At 51.4% G+C, this 15,459-nt stretch carries 14 protein-coding genes, 3 tRNA genes and 2 other RNA genes; 12 read left to right on the top strand and 7 right to left on the bottom strand.

Features of this window, described 5'->3' with window-relative positions:
* The first annotated feature begins 33 nt into the window (after positions 1 to 33).
* The 11 genes from tolA (at position 34) to pnuC (ending at position 7,058) form a co-directional block, all read left to right on the top strand.
* Positions 34 to 1,212, top strand: coding sequence for a cell envelope integrity protein TolA (tolA, locus tag Z042_RS20695; RefSeq protein WP_024911560.1), 1,179 nt, complete (start codon positions 34 to 36; stop codon positions 1,210 to 1,212).
* 192 nt (positions 1,213 to 1,404) lie between these two features.
* Positions 1,405 to 2,697, top strand: coding sequence for a Tol-Pal system beta propeller repeat protein TolB (gene tolB / locus Z042_RS20690; protein WP_024911561.1), 1,293 nt, complete (start codon positions 1,405 to 1,407; stop codon positions 2,695 to 2,697).
* Positions 2,698 to 2,741: 44 nt separating this feature from the next.
* Positions 2,742 to 3,251 carry a peptidoglycan-associated lipoprotein Pal gene (gene pal, locus Z042_RS20685; protein ID WP_024911562.1) on the top strand — a complete coding sequence of 170 codons (510 nt, stop codon included), beginning with the start codon at positions 2,742 to 2,744 and terminating at the stop codon, positions 3,249 to 3,251.
* Between the two features lie 9 nt (positions 3,252 to 3,260).
* Positions 3,261 to 4,049 (top strand): cell division protein CpoB, encoded by a 789-nt coding sequence (gene cpoB / locus Z042_RS20680; protein WP_024911563.1) that lies wholly within the window; start codon positions 3,261 to 3,263, stop codon positions 4,047 to 4,049.
* Positions 4,050 to 4,221: 172 nt separating this feature from the next.
* Positions 4,222 to 4,297 (top strand) — tRNA-Lys (locus Z042_RS20675).
* Between the two features lie 102 nt (positions 4,298 to 4,399).
* Positions 4,400 to 4,475: transfer RNA gene (locus Z042_RS20670), tRNA-Lys, on the top strand.
* Between the two features lie 102 nt (positions 4,476 to 4,577).
* A tRNA-Lys gene (locus tag Z042_RS20665) sits at positions 4,578 to 4,653 on the top strand.
* Positions 4,654 to 4,668: 15 nt separating this feature from the next.
* Positions 4,669 to 4,790: non-coding RNA, RtT sRNA (locus Z042_RS25315), on the top strand.
* 16 nt (positions 4,791 to 4,806) lie between these two features.
* Positions 4,807 to 4,928: non-coding RNA, RtT sRNA (locus Z042_RS25310), on the top strand.
* A 313-nt stretch (positions 4,929 to 5,241) separates the two neighbouring features.
* On the top strand, positions 5,242 to 6,303 hold the full coding sequence (gene nadA / locus Z042_RS20660) for a quinolinate synthase NadA (protein WP_024911564.1): 1,062 nt from the start codon (positions 5,242 to 5,244) through the stop codon (positions 6,301 to 6,303).
* A gap of 32 nt (positions 6,304 to 6,335) precedes the next feature.
* The gene (gene pnuC, locus Z042_RS20655; RefSeq protein WP_024911565.1) at positions 6,336 to 7,058 is read left to right on the top strand and encodes a nicotinamide riboside transporter PnuC; all 723 of its coding nucleotides are present in this window, start codon (positions 6,336 to 6,338) and stop codon (positions 7,056 to 7,058) included.
* An 8-nt stretch (positions 7,059 to 7,066) separates the two neighbouring features.
* Here pnuC and zitB read toward each other — a convergent pair whose 3' ends face one another.
* Positions 7,067 to 8,029, bottom strand: a complete 963-nt coding sequence (gene zitB, locus Z042_RS20650; protein ID WP_024911566.1) for a CDF family zinc transporter ZitB — start codon at positions 8,027 to 8,029, stop codon at positions 7,067 to 7,069.
* Between the two features lie 223 nt (positions 8,030 to 8,252).
* Between zitB and aroG the strand changes: the two genes are divergently transcribed.
* Positions 8,253 to 9,305 (top strand): 3-deoxy-7-phosphoheptulonate synthase AroG, encoded by a 1,053-nt coding sequence (aroG, locus tag Z042_RS20645; protein WP_024911567.1) that lies wholly within the window; start codon positions 8,253 to 8,255, stop codon positions 9,303 to 9,305.
* A gap of 75 nt (positions 9,306 to 9,380) precedes the next feature.
* On the opposite strand, the gene gpmA is transcribed toward aroG, so the two are convergent.
* From gpmA to Z042_RS20610, 6 genes are all read right to left on the bottom strand, one after another.
* Positions 9,381 to 10,133, bottom strand: coding sequence for a 2,3-diphosphoglycerate-dependent phosphoglycerate mutase (gene gpmA / locus Z042_RS20640; RefSeq protein WP_024911568.1), 753 nt, complete (start codon positions 10,131 to 10,133; stop codon positions 9,381 to 9,383).
* A gap of 158 nt (positions 10,134 to 10,291) precedes the next feature.
* The gene (gene galM, locus Z042_RS20635) at positions 10,292 to 11,335 is read right to left on the bottom strand and encodes a galactose-1-epimerase (protein WP_024911569.1); all 1,044 of its coding nucleotides are present in this window, start codon (positions 11,333 to 11,335) and stop codon (positions 10,292 to 10,294) included.
* Entirely contained in the window at positions 11,329 to 12,480 is a 1,152-nt protein-coding gene (galK, locus tag Z042_RS20630) for a galactokinase (protein ID WP_024911570.1), read from the bottom strand. Before galK ends, galM begins: the two co-directional genes overlap by 7 nt.
* On the bottom strand, positions 12,480 to 13,529 hold the full coding sequence (galT, locus tag Z042_RS20625) for a galactose-1-phosphate uridylyltransferase (RefSeq protein ID WP_024911571.1): 1,050 nt from the start codon (positions 13,527 to 13,529) through the stop codon (positions 12,480 to 12,482). The genes galK and galT overlap by 1 nt, the downstream gene beginning before the upstream one ends.
* 264 nt (positions 13,530 to 13,793) lie before the next feature.
* Positions 13,794 to 14,615, bottom strand: coding sequence for a CPBP family intramembrane glutamic endopeptidase (locus tag Z042_RS20615; protein WP_024911573.1), 822 nt, complete (start codon positions 14,613 to 14,615; stop codon positions 13,794 to 13,796).
* A gap of 182 nt (positions 14,616 to 14,797) precedes the next feature.
* Positions 14,798 to 15,370, bottom strand: coding sequence for a cysteine hydrolase family protein (locus Z042_RS20610; RefSeq protein WP_024911574.1), 573 nt, complete (start codon positions 15,368 to 15,370; stop codon positions 14,798 to 14,800).
* Positions 15,371 to 15,459: the final 89 nt, after the last annotated feature.

Raw genomic sequence — 15,459 nt, 5'->3', positions numbered from 1 at the left:
CCTCGTTTTAGCACCAGTTTTTGGGACTCTATTTTGGTAAAGGCAACTGAGCAAAACGATAAGCTGAATCGCGCCGTTATTGTTTCGGTCGTTCTGCACATCCTGTTGATTGCCCTGTTGATATGGGGATCGCTGCACGAAAACGCTGAAATGAGCGCAGGCGGTGGTGGTGAAGGTTCCGTCGTCGGTGCAGTAATGGTCGATCCTGGGGCCGTGGTGGAGCAGTATAACCGCCAGCAACAGCAGAGCAGCGATGCACAGCGTGCAGAAAAGCAGCGCCAGAAAAAGGCGGAGCAGCAGGCGGAAGAATTACAGCAGAAACAGGCTGCGGAACAGCAGCGCCTGAAAGAGCTTGAGCAGGAACGCCTGGCTGCGCAGGAAAAAGCGGCGCAGGATGCCAAAGTACAGGCAGAGCAGCAGAAAAAGGCCGCCGAGCAACAACAACAGGCGGCTGAACAGCAGAAAGCGGCAGAAGCCGCAGCCGCGAAGGCGATAGAACAGCAGAAAGTGGCTGAACAGGCCGCAGCCAAAGCCAAAGCAGAGGCCGATAGAATAGCCAAAGCCCAAGCTGATGCGCAGAAGAAAGCAGAAGCGGAAGCCAAGAAAGAAGCTGCCGCTGCCGCCGCTGCCAAGAAACAGGCGGAAGAGGCCAAGAAAGCAGCGGCTGCCCAAGCTGAGAAAAAAGCGGCTGAAGAAGCAGAGAAGAAGGCAGCAGCAGAGGAAGCGAAAAAAGCCGCTGCGGCTGAGAAGGCTGCGGAAGCGAAAAAAGCGGCAGATGCCAAGAAAAAAGCAGCGGCTGAAGCGGCTAAACAGTCAGCGGAAGTGGACGATCTGTTTGGTGGTTTGGCGGATGGCAAAAATGCGCCGAAAGGTGAGGGTGCCAAACAGAAAGGCAATGGTAAACCGGCGGGGCAAGGCAATGCCAAAACTGCTGGGGCCAGTGGGGCTGAAATCAGTGGTTATTTAGGGCAGATTACTGCTGCAATACAGAGCAAGTTTTATGATGCCGATCTTTATAAAGGGAGAACCTGCGATCTGCGGATTAAATTGGCACCAGATGGTTTGCTGATTGATGTGAAAGCAGAGGGTGGGGATCCTGCTTTATGTCAGGCAGCGATAGCCGCAGCAAAACAGGCACATATTCCTAAACCACCCAGTCAGGCGGTATATGAGGTGTTTAAGAATGCTCCTCTTGTATTTAAACCACAATAACGGTTGTTTTAGCTGGGTCATAAGCAAGGATGTACTAAGGTAACCAACAGGGATTTTATCTTCTATCTTTCAGATTGCAGCGTTATACGCTGTAAATTTGGCAGGCAGTGGGTAAACGTAGTTTTATTAGCGTTGGTTTGTTAAAATTCTGCTAATTTATCGTGGGCATCCCGCCTGGATAAGGGAGATGAGATGAAGCAGGCATTTCGAGTAGTGTTAGGTTTGTTAGTCCTGTGGGCTGCCGTGCTACACGCGGAAGTTCGCATTGAAATTACCCAAGGGGTCGATTCAGCTCGTCCGATTGGTGTGGTGCCGTTTAAATGGGCGGGCCCTGGCACGCCTCCAGAAGATATTGGTCAGATTGTTGGTGCAGATTTACGCAACAGCGGTAAATTCAACCCTATTGATGTGGCGCGTATGCCGCAGCAGCCGACCACTGCGTCTGAAGTGACACCGGCAGCCTGGACGGCATTAGGTATTGATGCCGTGGTGGTGGGTCAGATTCAGGCAGGTGCGGATGGTAACTACCTGGTTTCCTATCAATTGGTAGACACTTCGGGTTCTCCTGGCACGGTGCTGGCGCAGAATCAATATAAAGTGAGCCAGAAATGGTTGCGTTATTCTGCTCATACGGCCAGTGACGAAGTGTTTGAAAAACTGACGGGTATTAAGGGCGCATTCCGTACTCGTATTGCTTACGTAGTGCAGACCAATGGTGGCCAATACCCGCATGAGCTACGCGTAGCGGATTACGATGGCTACAATCAGTTTGTGGTACACCGTTCCCCTGCGCCACTGATGTCTCCTGCCTGGTCGCCAGATGGTAACAAACTGGCTTATGTGACCTTTGAAAGTGGCCGTTCAGCGTTGGTTATCCAAACGCTGGCTAGCGGGGCTGTTCAACAGGTGGCTTCTTTCCCGCGCCATAATGGTGCACCTGCATTCTCCCCAGACGGTACTCGCCTTGCCTTTGCGTTGTCCAAGAGCGGTAGCCTGAATCTGTATGTAATGAATTTGGCCTCTGGCCAGATCAGCCAGATCACTGATGGCCGCAGTAATAATACCGAACCTAGCTGGTTCCCTGATAGCCAGTCTCTGGCATATACCTCCGATCAGGGTGGGCGCCCTCAGATTTATAAAATTAGTGCAAGCGGCGGCGCTCCGCAGCGCTTGACCTGGGAAGGTGGCCAAAACCAGAACTCTGATGTGAGTTCAGATGGTAAATTCCTGGTGATGGTGAGTTCCAATAGCGGCAATCAACACATTGCCAAACAAGATCTTGGATCGGGAGCCGTTCAAGTGTTGACGGACACGTTCCTGGATGAGACGCCTAGTATCGCACCGAATGGCACCATGGTGATCTATAGCTCAACGCAAGGTATGGGCTCCGTGTTGCAGTTGGTATCGACAGATGGGCGTTTCAAAGCGCGTCTTCCGGCAACTGATGGACAGGTCAAATTTCCTGCCTGGTCGCCGTATCTGTGATGCATGTGTAAATATGTATGGCAAACTATAAAAGGATCAAAGAAATGCAACTGAACAAAGTGCTGAAAGGGCTTTTGCTGGCACTGCCAGTTTTGGCTATCGCAGCTTGTAGTTCTAACAAAAGTGCGAACAATGACCAATCTGGTATGGGCGCAGGCACTGGTACAGAAAATGGCAGCAGCAATCTGTCTTCTGAGGAACAAGCTCGTCTGCAAATGCAAGAATTGCAGAGAAACAACATTGTTTACTTCGGTTTTGACAAATATGACATCAGCTCTGAGTTCTCTCAGATGTTGGATGCGCATGCTGCATTCCTGCGTAGCAACCCTTCCTACAAAGTTACCGTTGAAGGGCACGCGGATGAGCGTGGCACGCCAGAATATAACATCGCTTTGGGCGAGCGCCGTGCTAACGCAGTGAAAATGTACCTGCAAGGCAGAGGCGTTTCTGCTGACCAGATCTCTATCGTTTCTTACGGTAAAGAAAAACCAGCAGTTCTGGGCCACGACGAAGCGGCTTGGGCTAAAAACCGTCGTGCTGTTCTGGTTTACTAAGAGAATGGTATGAACAGTAACTTCAGACGTCACTTGCTGAGTCTGTCGTTACTGGTTGGCGTAGCGGTTCCATGGGCCGCTACTGCCCAAGCGCCAATCAGTAATGTCGGCTCCGGCTCGGTCGAAGACCGTGTCACTTCACTTGAGCGTATCAGCAACGCTCAGAGCCAGCTTTTAAACCAACTCCAGCAACAACTCTCTGACAACCAACGTGATATTGATACTCTCCGCGGGCAGATCCAGGAAAGCCAGTACCAATTGAATCAGGTAGTTGAACGCCAGAAACAGATCTATCAGCAGATGGATAGTCTCAGCCAGAGCGGTGCGCAGAGTTCAGCAGGCACAGCGGCTGGCAGCGTAGCAGCGGCCACTGACAGTAATACTGCTGCACCTGCAGCCAGCGCTGCGGCCCCGGCGACTACGGGTGATGAGAACAGCGACTACAATGCTGCGGTTTCATTAGCGCTGGAAAAAAAACAGTATGATCAAGCGATCTCCGCTTTTCAGGCTTTCATAAAACAGTATCCACAATCCACATACCAACCCAATGCCAACTATTGGCTTGGTCAGTTGTTTTACAACAAAGGTAAAAAAGAGGATGCGGCTTACTATTATGCGGTAGTGGTGAAGAATTATCCCAAATCACCTAAGTCACCGGATGCCATGTTTAAAGTTGGGGTGATCATGCAGGAAAAAGGCCAGGTAGATAAAGCCAAAGCCGTTTACCAGCAGGTGATCAAGCAATATCCAACCAGCGATGCAGCAAAACAGGCAAAGAAACGCGAAGCCAGTCTGTAAGTAAAAATGCGCCTGGGGGTTAGTCGTTTTGACCGATTTCTAGGCTCATTCGCGTGAAGAACAAGCAGTTGAACCTGTTGTGCCAAAATTTAAGTTGCGCTGCCAAGATAAATTAGTAATATATGCCGCCGTTGCCAAGACATCTGCAAGATATTAAAGCAGCAAGGAAATTGGGTCGTTAGCTCAGTCGGTAGAGCAGTTGACTTTTAATCAATTGGTCGCAGGTTCGAATCCTGCACGACCCACCAATTCCAAAAGAACTGATATAGAGTAAATCGTGAAGGATAAGAACCGTAGAGGTTTGAGTCGCAGAACAGTTTTCCACGCAGTTCAGCAATAAACCACGCAGCGGGTCGTTAGCTCAGTCGGTAGAGCAGTTGACTTTTAATCAATTGGTCGCAGGTTCGAATCCTGCACGACCCACCAATTCCAAAAGAACTGATATAGAGTAAATCGTGAAGGATGAGAACCGTAGAGGTTCGAGTCGCGGAACAGTTCTCCACGCAGTTCAGCAATAAACCACACAGCGGGTCGTTAGCTCAGTCGGTAGAGCAGTTGACTTTTAATCAATTGGTCGCAGGTTCGAATCCTGCACGACCCACCAGTTCCAAAAGAACTGGTATCGAGTAAATCGTAAAGGATGAGAACCGTAGAGGTTCGAGTCGAGCAGCGCGAGACAACATCGCGTGAGCGATGGCCCGGAGGGCGAGGCGAAGCCGAGTTATCCTGCACGACCCACCAATTTCTAACGAATTAATACAGAATAAAATCGTGAAGGATGAGAACCGTAGAGGTTCGAGTCGAGCAACGCGAGACAACATCGCGTGAGCGATGGCCCGAAGGGCGAGGCGAAGCCGAGTTATCCTGTACAAACCACTCTTGTTAGACTCCCGATATCTGCTTTTAAAACCAACCACTTTGCCGCGTGCTAATCAATATGGATGAATTGAAGACTGATACGCAGACAAACCGTGTCTACATTGAGCGGCTTGTATGTAAACATCTCAATTCAATGCTTGGTTTTATTTTTATAAAAATTCAATGTATTAAACAAATATTCGATTGAATGAAAAATATCAGCGACTTTTGGCTGATATTTAGGTATTTTGTTTAGTATATAAAACGGAGTGTCTGCGGAAAGTAAAAAATTGTCTCATCAGCAGACGAACAGCCTAGCATAGAGATGGCAGCAATGAGTGAAATGTTTGATGTCGACACCATGATATACCCGTTCCCGCCGAAACCAGTGCCGTTAAGCGCCACCGAAAAGGCTTTTTATCGGCAGAAGATTAAAGCCTTGCTCAAGCAGCGTAATGCCGTCATGGTAGCCCACTATTATACCGATCCTGAAATCCAGGCTCTGGCAGAGGAGACTGGGGGATGTGTTGCTGATTCGCTTGAGATGGCGCGTTTCGGCAGCAAGCATCCGGCTTCAACCCTGCTGGTTGCCGGAGTGCGTTTTATGGGGGAAACCGCCAAAATCCTCAGCCCGGAAAAACAGATACTGATGCCGACGCTGAAAGCAGAATGTTCGCTCGATCTCGGTTGCCCAGAGGCTGAATTCACTGCGTTTTGCGACAGCCATCCAGATCGTACCGTGGTGGTTTACGCCAATACGTCTGCGGCGGTAAAAGCGCGGGCCGATTGGGTTGTCACATCCAGCATCGCCGTTGAATTGATAGAACATCTTGACAGCTTAGGCGAGAAAATCATTTGGGCGCCCGATCGTCATCTTGGCCGCTATGTGCAGAAACAGACCGGCGCTGATGTGTTGTGTTGGCAGGGAGCCTGCATCGTCCATGATGAGTTTAAAACTCAGGCCTTAATGCAGATGAAAGCACTGTATCCAGAGGCAGCGATCCTGGTGCACCCAGAGTCCCCTCAGGCAGTGGTTGATTTAGCCGATGCGGTTGGTTCTACCAGCCAATTGATTCAGGCAGCCACCGTTCTACCTAATCGGCAACTGATTGTTGCAACCGATCGCGGTATTTTTTACAAGATGCAGCAGGCTTGCCCAGACAAAGAGTTATTCGAAGCACCAACGGCGGGGGAAGGGGCCACCTGTCGCAGCTGTGCTCATTGCCCGTGGATGGCGATGAACGGCCTGCAAGCGATTGCCGAAGGGTTAGAACAGGGTGGTGTCTTGCATGAGGTTTTTGTTGACAGTGCCGTGCGTGAAAAAGCGTTGCTTCCGCTCAATCGCATGTTGGAGTTTGCAGCACAGCTGAAGGTATCGGTAAAAGGGAATGCCTGAGTACAGGTTAACGGTCTGATTAGGATAACGCGATGAATTTTTTCAGTACTAGCAATATTTGGGTGCATATTCCTCTTGGTGCAGGAGGGTACGATCTGTCGTGGATTGAGGCTATCAGTACGCTGTTTGGTTTGCTGTGTATCTGGTATGCCAGTAAAGAGAAAATCATCAACTATCTGTTTGGTTTGATTAACGTCACGTTGTTTGCCGTCATTTTTTTCCAGATACAGCTTTATGCCAGCCTGCTGCTGCAACTGTTCTTCTTTGTTGCCAATATTTATGGCTGGTACGCTTGGAGCCGCCAGACGCAAGATCACCAGGCTGAACTCCAGATCCGCTGGTTGTCACTGCCTAAAGCATTAGTGTGGGGGGCTGTCTGCGTGGGTGGGATTGCGTTGATGACGTTTAATATCGACCGCGTTTTTGCTTATCTCACGCAGCTTACCGTGGCAATAATGCAATTCTTGGGGTTCAACGCACAATTGCCTGCGCTTGAGCCTGATGCATTCCCGTTCTGGGACTCAACAATGATGGTACTGTCTATCGCTGCCATGATCCTGATGACGCGTAAATATGTTGAAAACTGGCTGCTGTGGCTAGCGGTTAATGTGATCAGCGTGGTGATTTTTGCCTATCAAGGTGTTTATGTGATGGCGTTGGAATACGTAATTCTTATGCTGATTGCACTTAATGGCTCCCGGTTGTGGATACGCAGCGCCTCCCAGAATCATTCAAGGCCACTTTCTTCAGTTTAATAGCTGCATTAATGGTGATGCTCCAAAGGTGAATGGGAGCCGGCATGTGCGTGAGCACCGGATTCTGCTGTTTGGTGCAGCTTGCAGTCCGGTGCATGGCAGTGCTGGTATTCCAGTTGGATGGTCGCATGGCCAATATGGCTATGTTCCAGCAGATAAGCCTGAATACGGCGCAGTAATCCATCGTGATCGTGCGGGGGGATCACCTGCGCATGCAGCGTTATCAGCGTCTGTTCACCGATTTGCCATACGTGTACGTGATGAATATTCCGCACTTCCGGGATATTCAGGCATAGATCTTTTTGGAGTTTATGGATATCCACTTCCTGCGGCGTTCCTTCCAACAGTTCATGAACACTCTCTTTAAACAGCCGCCAGGCGCTGTGCAACACCAGGCAAGATACTAATACGGAAAGAATCGGATCAATCGGTGTCCAGCCAGTAGCCAGAATAATTATCGCAGCAGTGATGGCACCAACGGAACCTAACAGATCGCCAAGCACATGCAAGGCGGCGGCGCGCACGTTGAGATTGCTTTCTTCTATGCCGCGATGCAGCAGCCAGAAGGTAAACAGGTTGGCCAGCAGCCCTGCTACGGCGATGATCAACATGGGCGTACCCATCACTGGCTGTGGTGCGAAGAAACGCCGTACTGCCTCCCACAGAATGAATATGACGATCATCAGCAAAGCCGCGGCATTCAGAAAGGCGGCCAGCGTGGTCAGGCGCAGATAACCGAAGGTGTGGCGCGCATTAGGCTGACGCCGTGAAAAATGCACCGCCATTAAGGCGACCAGCAGCGCTGCGGCATCAGTCAGCATATGTCCGGCATCCGCCAGCAGAGCCAATGAGCCGGAAAGCAGCCCGCCGATCACCTCAACGAGCATGAAAACGACGGTGACTAAAAATGCAGCCAACAGACGTTTACTGTTGCTGTCCTTTGGCAAAGATAGATGTGTGGAGTCAGGCATGGTTTATCCTTTCGATACCCCAAACAGGGGAGTGCGCAATTCGACCAGGATCAACGCCAGTATAGGTGGCTTTGGCAGAGAGCTGAATATCATTGTGAGGAGTTTATTTGCCGGGCTGGTTTGCGCACCGATTCAAAGGTGATTTACAGCATCGATTTGACAGGCTAGATTGGGGAGTTGTCTGCATTGCGCAATCTACCTCCCGATACCGAATGGAAAAGTTATGAATTACCAAAACGACGATTTACGTATTAAAGAAATTAAGGAACTCCTGCCGCCGGTGGCTTTGCTGGAGAAGTTTCCGGCCACGGAACAGACGGCAGAGACGGTGTCACAGGCTCGCAATGCTATTCACAAGATTCTTCGTGGTAATGACGATCGTCTGCTGGTAGTGATTGGGCCTTGTTCGATCCATGACACCAAAGCGGCTAAAGAGTATGCGGCACGCCTGTTGAAGTTGCGTCAGGAACTGAGTGGCGAATTGGAAGTGGTGATGCGCGTTTACTTTGAAAAACCGCGTACTACCGTGGGTTGGAAAGGGCTGATTAACGACCCGCAGATGGATAATAGTTTCCAAATTAACGATGGCCTGCGCTTGGCACGTAAACTGCTGCTGGATATCAATGACAGCGGCTTACCGGCGGCGAGTGAGTTTCTTGACATGATCACGCCACAATATTTGGGGGATCTGATGAGTTGGGGAGCGATTGGTGCTCGTACCACGGAATCTCAGGTTCACCGCGAACTGGCTTCCGGCCTGTCTTGCCCGGTGGGGTTCAAAAATGGCACCGACGGCACGATCAAAGTCGCGATTGACGCCATCAACGCCGCTGGTGCGCCGCACTGTTTCCTGTCCGTCACCAAATGGGGGCATTCGGCGATTGTTAATACCAGCGGTAACAGTGATTGCCACATCATCCTGCGTGGCGGTAAAGAGCCAAACTACAGTGCTGCGCATGTAAAAGAAGTGAAAGAAGGGCTGGCGAAAGCCGGTTTGCCAGCACAGGTGATGATTGATTTCAGCCATGCCAACAGCAGCAAGCAGTTTAAAAGACAGTTGGATGTCAATGCAGACGTTTGCAAACAGCTGCGTAACGGTGAGAAAGCCATTATTGGGGTGATGATCGAAAGCCATCTGGTGGAAGGGAATCAGAGCTTGGAAAGCGGTGAGCCGCTGGTTTATGGCAAGAGCGTTACCGATGCGTGCATCGGCTGGGAAGATACCGAAACCGTGCTGCGCGAACTGGCTGCGGCGGTGAAAGCGCGTCGCGGTTAATCCCCGATCGTCGCCAAGAAAAAAGCCCGCGGCTAAACACCGTGGGCTTTTTGCATTCATCTTCGGGGGAAAGGATTATTTCGCTTTACCCTGATTGGCGACCGCCGCAGCTTTGGCCGCGATCTCGTCGGCATTACCCAAGTAGTAGCGTTTGAGCGGCTTCATGTTCTCGTCGAACTCATACACCAGCGGCACGCCGGTTGGGATGTTCAGCTCAAGAATTTCATCTTCGCTCAGGTTGTCCAGGTATTTCACCAGGGCGCGCAGAGAGTTACCGTGTGCCGCAACGATCACGCGTTCACCGCTCTTGATACGCGGCAGGATTTCGTCGTTCCAGTAAGGGATAACGCGATCGATAGTCAACGCCAGGCTTTCAGTGGTTGGCAGCTCTTGGTCGGTCAGTTTCGCATAACGCGGGTCATGGCCAGGATAGCGTTCGTCATCTTTGCTCAATTCTGGCGGCGTCACCGCAAAACCGCGGCGCCATTGCTTCACCTGCTCGTCACCGTATTTCTCAGCGGTTTCAGATTTATTCAGGCCTTGCAAAGCACCGTAATGGCGTTCATTTAATTTCCAGGATTTTTCGGTTGGCAACCAGGCCTGATCGAGCTCATCCAGAATGTTCCACAGGGTGTGGATAGCACGCTTCAGAACGGAAGTATAAGCGAAGTCAAAAGAGAAACCCTCATCTTTCAACAGCTTGCCTGCTGCTTTCGCTTCAGTACGGCCTTTTTCAGACAGATCAACATCATACCAACCGGTGAAGCGGTTTTCGTTGTTCCACTGGCTTTCGCCGTGGCGCACCAGAACCAGCTTAGTTACAGCCATAGCTTAACTCCTTAATAATCTGGTATACCCAGCGTCATTCTCATTCATGCCGAATGATTCGGGGTAAAGTTTAATGATAACGAAAATCATTATATTACTGCATTCGGTAGCTCGGCAATCGCTGTTTCCGGCTGAGGCCTCGTTGGCTGCACAATGGCTCAGACAGGATGAAATTGATAATGCGTGGCGCTCTGATAGCGTTGGCCGGGTTGCAGCCAGCAACTCGGCTGTGGCCATTCCGGATGGTGTGGGCTGTCGGGCAGAAACTCACTCTCCAGTGCTATACCGGCGTAATGAGAGTAAGTACCGCCTTCGCGCGCAGGGGTGCCGCCCAGATAATTACCGCTGTACAGTTGCAGCGCGGGTGCCGTGGTGAATATCGTTAACTCAACTTTGCCATCTGCCGCCCACAGGTGCGCCGCCGGGTTTTCCAGCGCGTTGCAGGTGCGGTGCAACAGATAGGCGTGATCGTAGCCTTTTACCCGTTGCTGATCGCGGTCACGCAGAAAATCCCGTAGCAGCGTTTTCGGTTGGCGAAAATCCATACCGGTGCCGGTAACGTCGGCTAAATCGGCACCAGGAATGCCCTCACTGTTGACGGGCAGATAACGGTCAGCAAACAACTGTAACCGCTGTTGGCGCGCATCATGGCCAGGGCCATCCAGATTAAAATAGGCGTGATTGGTCAGGCTGACCGGGCAGGTGTGGTTAACCTGAGCCTGATAACTGATTTCCAAACGGTGCTCGGCGGTCAGCCGATAGGTCAGTTTCACCTCCAGGTCACCGGGAAATCCCTGATCACCGTCTTCTGAATGCAACTGATAAGTGATCTGTTGCTCATCCTGAGACAAAATCTGCCAACGGCGAGCATGAAAACCTTCCGGCCCACCGTGTAACTGGTGTTCTCCCTGATTGGCGATCAGCGGATGTGGTTTACCGTCGATCAACAGGCTGGCGTGAGCGATACGGTTGGCATAGCGCCCGATAGTGGCACCCAAATAGGCTTTTTGGTGCAAATAATCTGCCGCTGTCTTGCAGCCCAACAGCAGCTCACGTTTTTCACCCGATTTCAGGGGCAGCACGGCAGACAGCCAGGTTGCGCCCCAATCCATCAGCGTAACCGTCATCCCTCCGGCGTTACGTAGGGTGGTAAGGGTAAAGGGTTGTCCATCGGGGGCGTTTGCGGATGCGCCTGTCAGCATAGGCTGGCTCCTTGCGATGCCTGGCAGACGTAAAAGGTTTCCTGCAAACCATTCGTTTTCAACGGATACTCGCGTGCCACCGCAGCGCGTACTGGCTCCACCAAATCTAACGGCATCAGCGCCACGATGCAGCCGCCGAAACCGCCACCGGTCATACGCACACCGCCGCGATCGCCCAGCGTGTTTTTAACAATTTCAACCAGCGTATCGATTGGGGGAACGGTAATTTCGAAGTCATCACGCATGGAAATGTGTGATTCGGCCATCAATTTACCCATTAACTTCAGGTTGCCCGCAGCCAGCGCATCGGCAGCAGCCAGAGTCCGTTGATTTTCGGTGATCACATGGCGCGCGCGTTTGGCAACGATGGGATCGAGTTCATGCTGGATTGGGAAAAACAGCTCCGGGCTGACATCGCGCAAGGCTTTGACGCCAAAAAAGCGCGCAGCGGCTTCGCATTGCTGGCGGCGGGTATTGTATTCGCTGTCAACCAAACCCCTTTTGACATTGGAATTGATGATCACTACCGCCACGTTTTTCGGCATCGGCACCGCGCGGGTTTCCAGTGAACGGCAATCGATCAGCAGCGCATGATCTTGTTGGCCCAGTGCGGAGATCAGTTGATCCATAATACCGCAGTTACAGCCAACAAACTGATTCTCGGCTTCCTGGCCGTTTAATGCGAGGGCTACGCCATCAAGCGGTAATTGGTAAAGCGCCTGGAGTGCCTGGCCGACAGCAACCTCCAAAGAAGCCGAAGAACTGAGCCCTGCTCCTTGCGGTACATTTCCACTGATCACCAGATCGGCCCCGCCAAAATTTGCGTTGCGGGTCTGCAAGTGTTTGACCACACCGCGTACGTAGTCAGCCCAGCGCAGATGGCTGTGGTTGACGATAGGTTGATCCAGCGCAAACAGATCCTGTTGATTGTCATAGTCAGCGGCCAAAACGCGGATCTGGCGATCGCTGCGCTGTGCCGCACTGATCACCGTCTGATAATCAATGGCGCAGGGCAGGACAAAGCCATCGTTGTAATCGGTGTGTTCGCCAATCAGGTTGACCCGGCCCGGTGCCTGGATAGTGAGGGTAGGGGCATAGCCAAAGTGTTCGCTAAAAAGGGTTTGAGTATGGTTTTTGAGGCTCATTATTTCACTCCGGCTTCACGGTAATGAAGGTCGCTAACGGCACGCAGGCGTTCTGCGGCCTGTTCTGCGGTCAGATCGCGCTGGGTTTCTGCCAGCATTTCGTAACCCACCATAAATTTGCGTACCGAAGCAGAGCGCAGCAGCGGTGGGTAGAAATGGGCATGCAACTGCCAGTGGCGATGATCGGCAGCGTTGAAAGGGGCACCGTGCCAGCCCATAGAATAGGGGAAGGAGCACTGGAACAGATTATCATAGCGGCTGGTGAGTTTTTTCAGTGCGATAGCCAGATCGCAGCTCTGTGCAGGCGTGAGATCGGTAAGGCGTTGTACTGCCGTTTTTGGCAGCAGCAGAGTTTCAAATGGCCAGGCAGCCCAGTAAGGAACCACCGCGAGCCAGTGTTCAGTTTCCACCACGTTTCGGCTGCCATCGGCCTGTTCGCGCTGTACATAGTCCAGCAACAAGGGTGAACGGTGCTGGATGAAATAATCCTGTTGCAGGCGATCTTCTCGTTCGGCTTCGTTCGGCAAAAAACTGTTGGCCCACACCTGGCCGTGCGGATGGGGATTGGAGCAACCCATCGCCGCTCCTTTATTTTCAAACACCTGTACCCACGGATAAGTGCGGCCCAGCTCGGCGGTTTGCTCCTGCCAGGCCGCGATCACTTGTTCCAGCGCCGGTAGGGAAAGCTGTGGCAGTGTTTTACTGTGATCGGGCGAAAAGCAGATCACCCGGCTGATACCGCGTGCGCTTTGGCAGCGCATGAGCGGATCAGCGTTTTCCGGTGCCAGTGGTGTATCGGGCATCAGCGCCGCAAAATCGTTGGTAAAAATATAGGTGCCTGGATAATCGGGGTTTTTATCCCCAGTGACGCGCGGATTGCCAGGGCAAAGAAAACAGTCAGGATCGTGTGCAGGTAAGGTTTCCTGCGCAGGAGGCTCTTGCTGGCCCTGCCATGGGCGTTTGCCCCGGTGTGGGGAAACCAGTACCCACTGACCCGTGAGCGGATTAAAACGGCGATGTGGGTGATCGATAGGATTAAAATCGGGCATAGCACTTCCTTCATCTACCTCTGGGGTATTATGTAATCGCTTTCATTGTTTGTATGACAGGCTGTGACCGCATATGTTGCAGAAAATAATCTTAAAAAAGATAGCATGCCTTTCGATAGAAAAAGGTGATCTAACGCGTATAATGGAATCGTTTACACTCGGTAAAAATTACCACCATAAGGCAATGGTGAGCAGATTTATTATAGACAATGGTAACGTTTTCATCAGGCTGGTTGGCAGAGGAAATACTGCCAACCAATCAGGCTACGGGTGTTGATACAGCGGATAAGTGAAGAACAGCAAATGTGTCAGATTAAAGCCAAAATGAAAAATAACCGGCACCCACAGACGGCCGCTCCACATCCAGGCCAAGCCATAAATCCCCCCAGCCAGCGTAGCAAAGATAATCATGAGTAGCCCCCCGGCGAAGTGCGCAGCGCCAAAGAGCAGGGCAGTGAGCAGTAATGCTGGGTAAGCGCCCAGCCACGGGCGGAGACGTTGTTGTAAATAACCCCGAAACAGCGCTTCTTCCGCCAGAGAAACAAAGAACAGATTCGCCATCATAAATGCCAGGATCCAGGGTGGCATATGCAGTTCAATCTTCAGGCCGCCAAGGGCTACCGCCAGTAGCAACACTGCCGGTACACACAACGCCAGAATCAGCCAGGCACGGGCGCCAACTTTTTTATCGGCCCTGCCTGCGTTAAACAGCGTTGGCAGGCAGGCAAGCAGCAGGAAAGGCACCAGTGCCTTGTCAAAATTGTAATACAGAGAATAAGGCGCACTCAGTGGCCCGGCTTTCTCTTGCACAACCATCAATGGGTTATTGAATCCCGGTATCAGGTGGTAAAACAGCGCTACGGAGCAGGCAACCAAAAAGATTTCCAAGGTTAACGCTACAGCGCGCTGTGCGCGATATTGCTGATGCAGCCAGATTGCAATGGCGATAATGGCCAACCAGCCCAGGCCGAGTGGCGTGAGGATGCGATGGTATATTCCTATTCCTACAGAAGCAGCCAAGATAATCCAGGCCAGCAGCCGGTTAAAAGGCAAGAAAAACAATGACGCAGAAAGTACGCCCCACATAACGGTGCTCCTTCTATAAAATATACACACAACACTTAATGCTGAAGGTTCGGTGTATTAATGATGGGTAGAATGAGTGTTTAATGGGGGATAGTAACACAAGAAAATGCACCTTAAAGGCCGAAGTAGTGATGAAAGATGTAGGTAAATTGTCGGTTGTATTTCTTGATTAACCACCAGCATCACCTTTTCATCCAGGCCTGTGAAGGCATGACTCTGCCGAGGTTTTGCAGGGTTTCCAGGCTTTGCTGATGGATATCTTCCGTGGGAGCCGCGCAGAGATCTTGTAATACCGTGACCTGGAAACCGGCGTCATGTGCCTGCCGTGCAGTGCTTTCAATGGCCAGTGCTGTACTGATGCCACCCAGTAACAAATGATGGCAGTGGTGTTGCTGGAGCCACGTTAACAAATTGTTACCAGCAAAGGCGGAAATGGCTTTTTTTTCGAATTGCAAATCTTCAGGTTTTATCTCTAACCCAGGTAACCAGCGGCAGCCTCCGTTGTTTAACCGCAGTGCTCCGATTTGTTTAAGATGGTTGAATAACGGTGAATGGGGAGGAATATCATGATAATCATCGGCAAAACCGACCCGTACCCAAATCACCGGGATTTTGCGAATCCGCGCGTAAGCCGCAGCCGTATTGGTGTGGGCGATGACATCCCGTGCCTCAAGCTGTTCACGGCAACGATTAGCTCGCCCCTTCGGGCCAGCCAGTTCTTCAATCAGGTCAATAATAATCAGTGCGGCGGACATAGCTTCTCCAGAAAAATACTTGGTATACCTTTATGATAAAAGTCTACATGTGATGTGCTGTGGGGAAGTGTTGCCGAATGTGTCATTGG

The organism is Chania multitudinisentens RB-25 (assembly GCF_000520015.2).
Taxonomy (GTDB): Bacteria; Pseudomonadota; Gammaproteobacteria; order Enterobacterales; family Enterobacteriaceae; genus Chania; species Chania multitudinisentens.
This window is presented reverse-complemented; position numbering and strand designations above follow the sequence as displayed.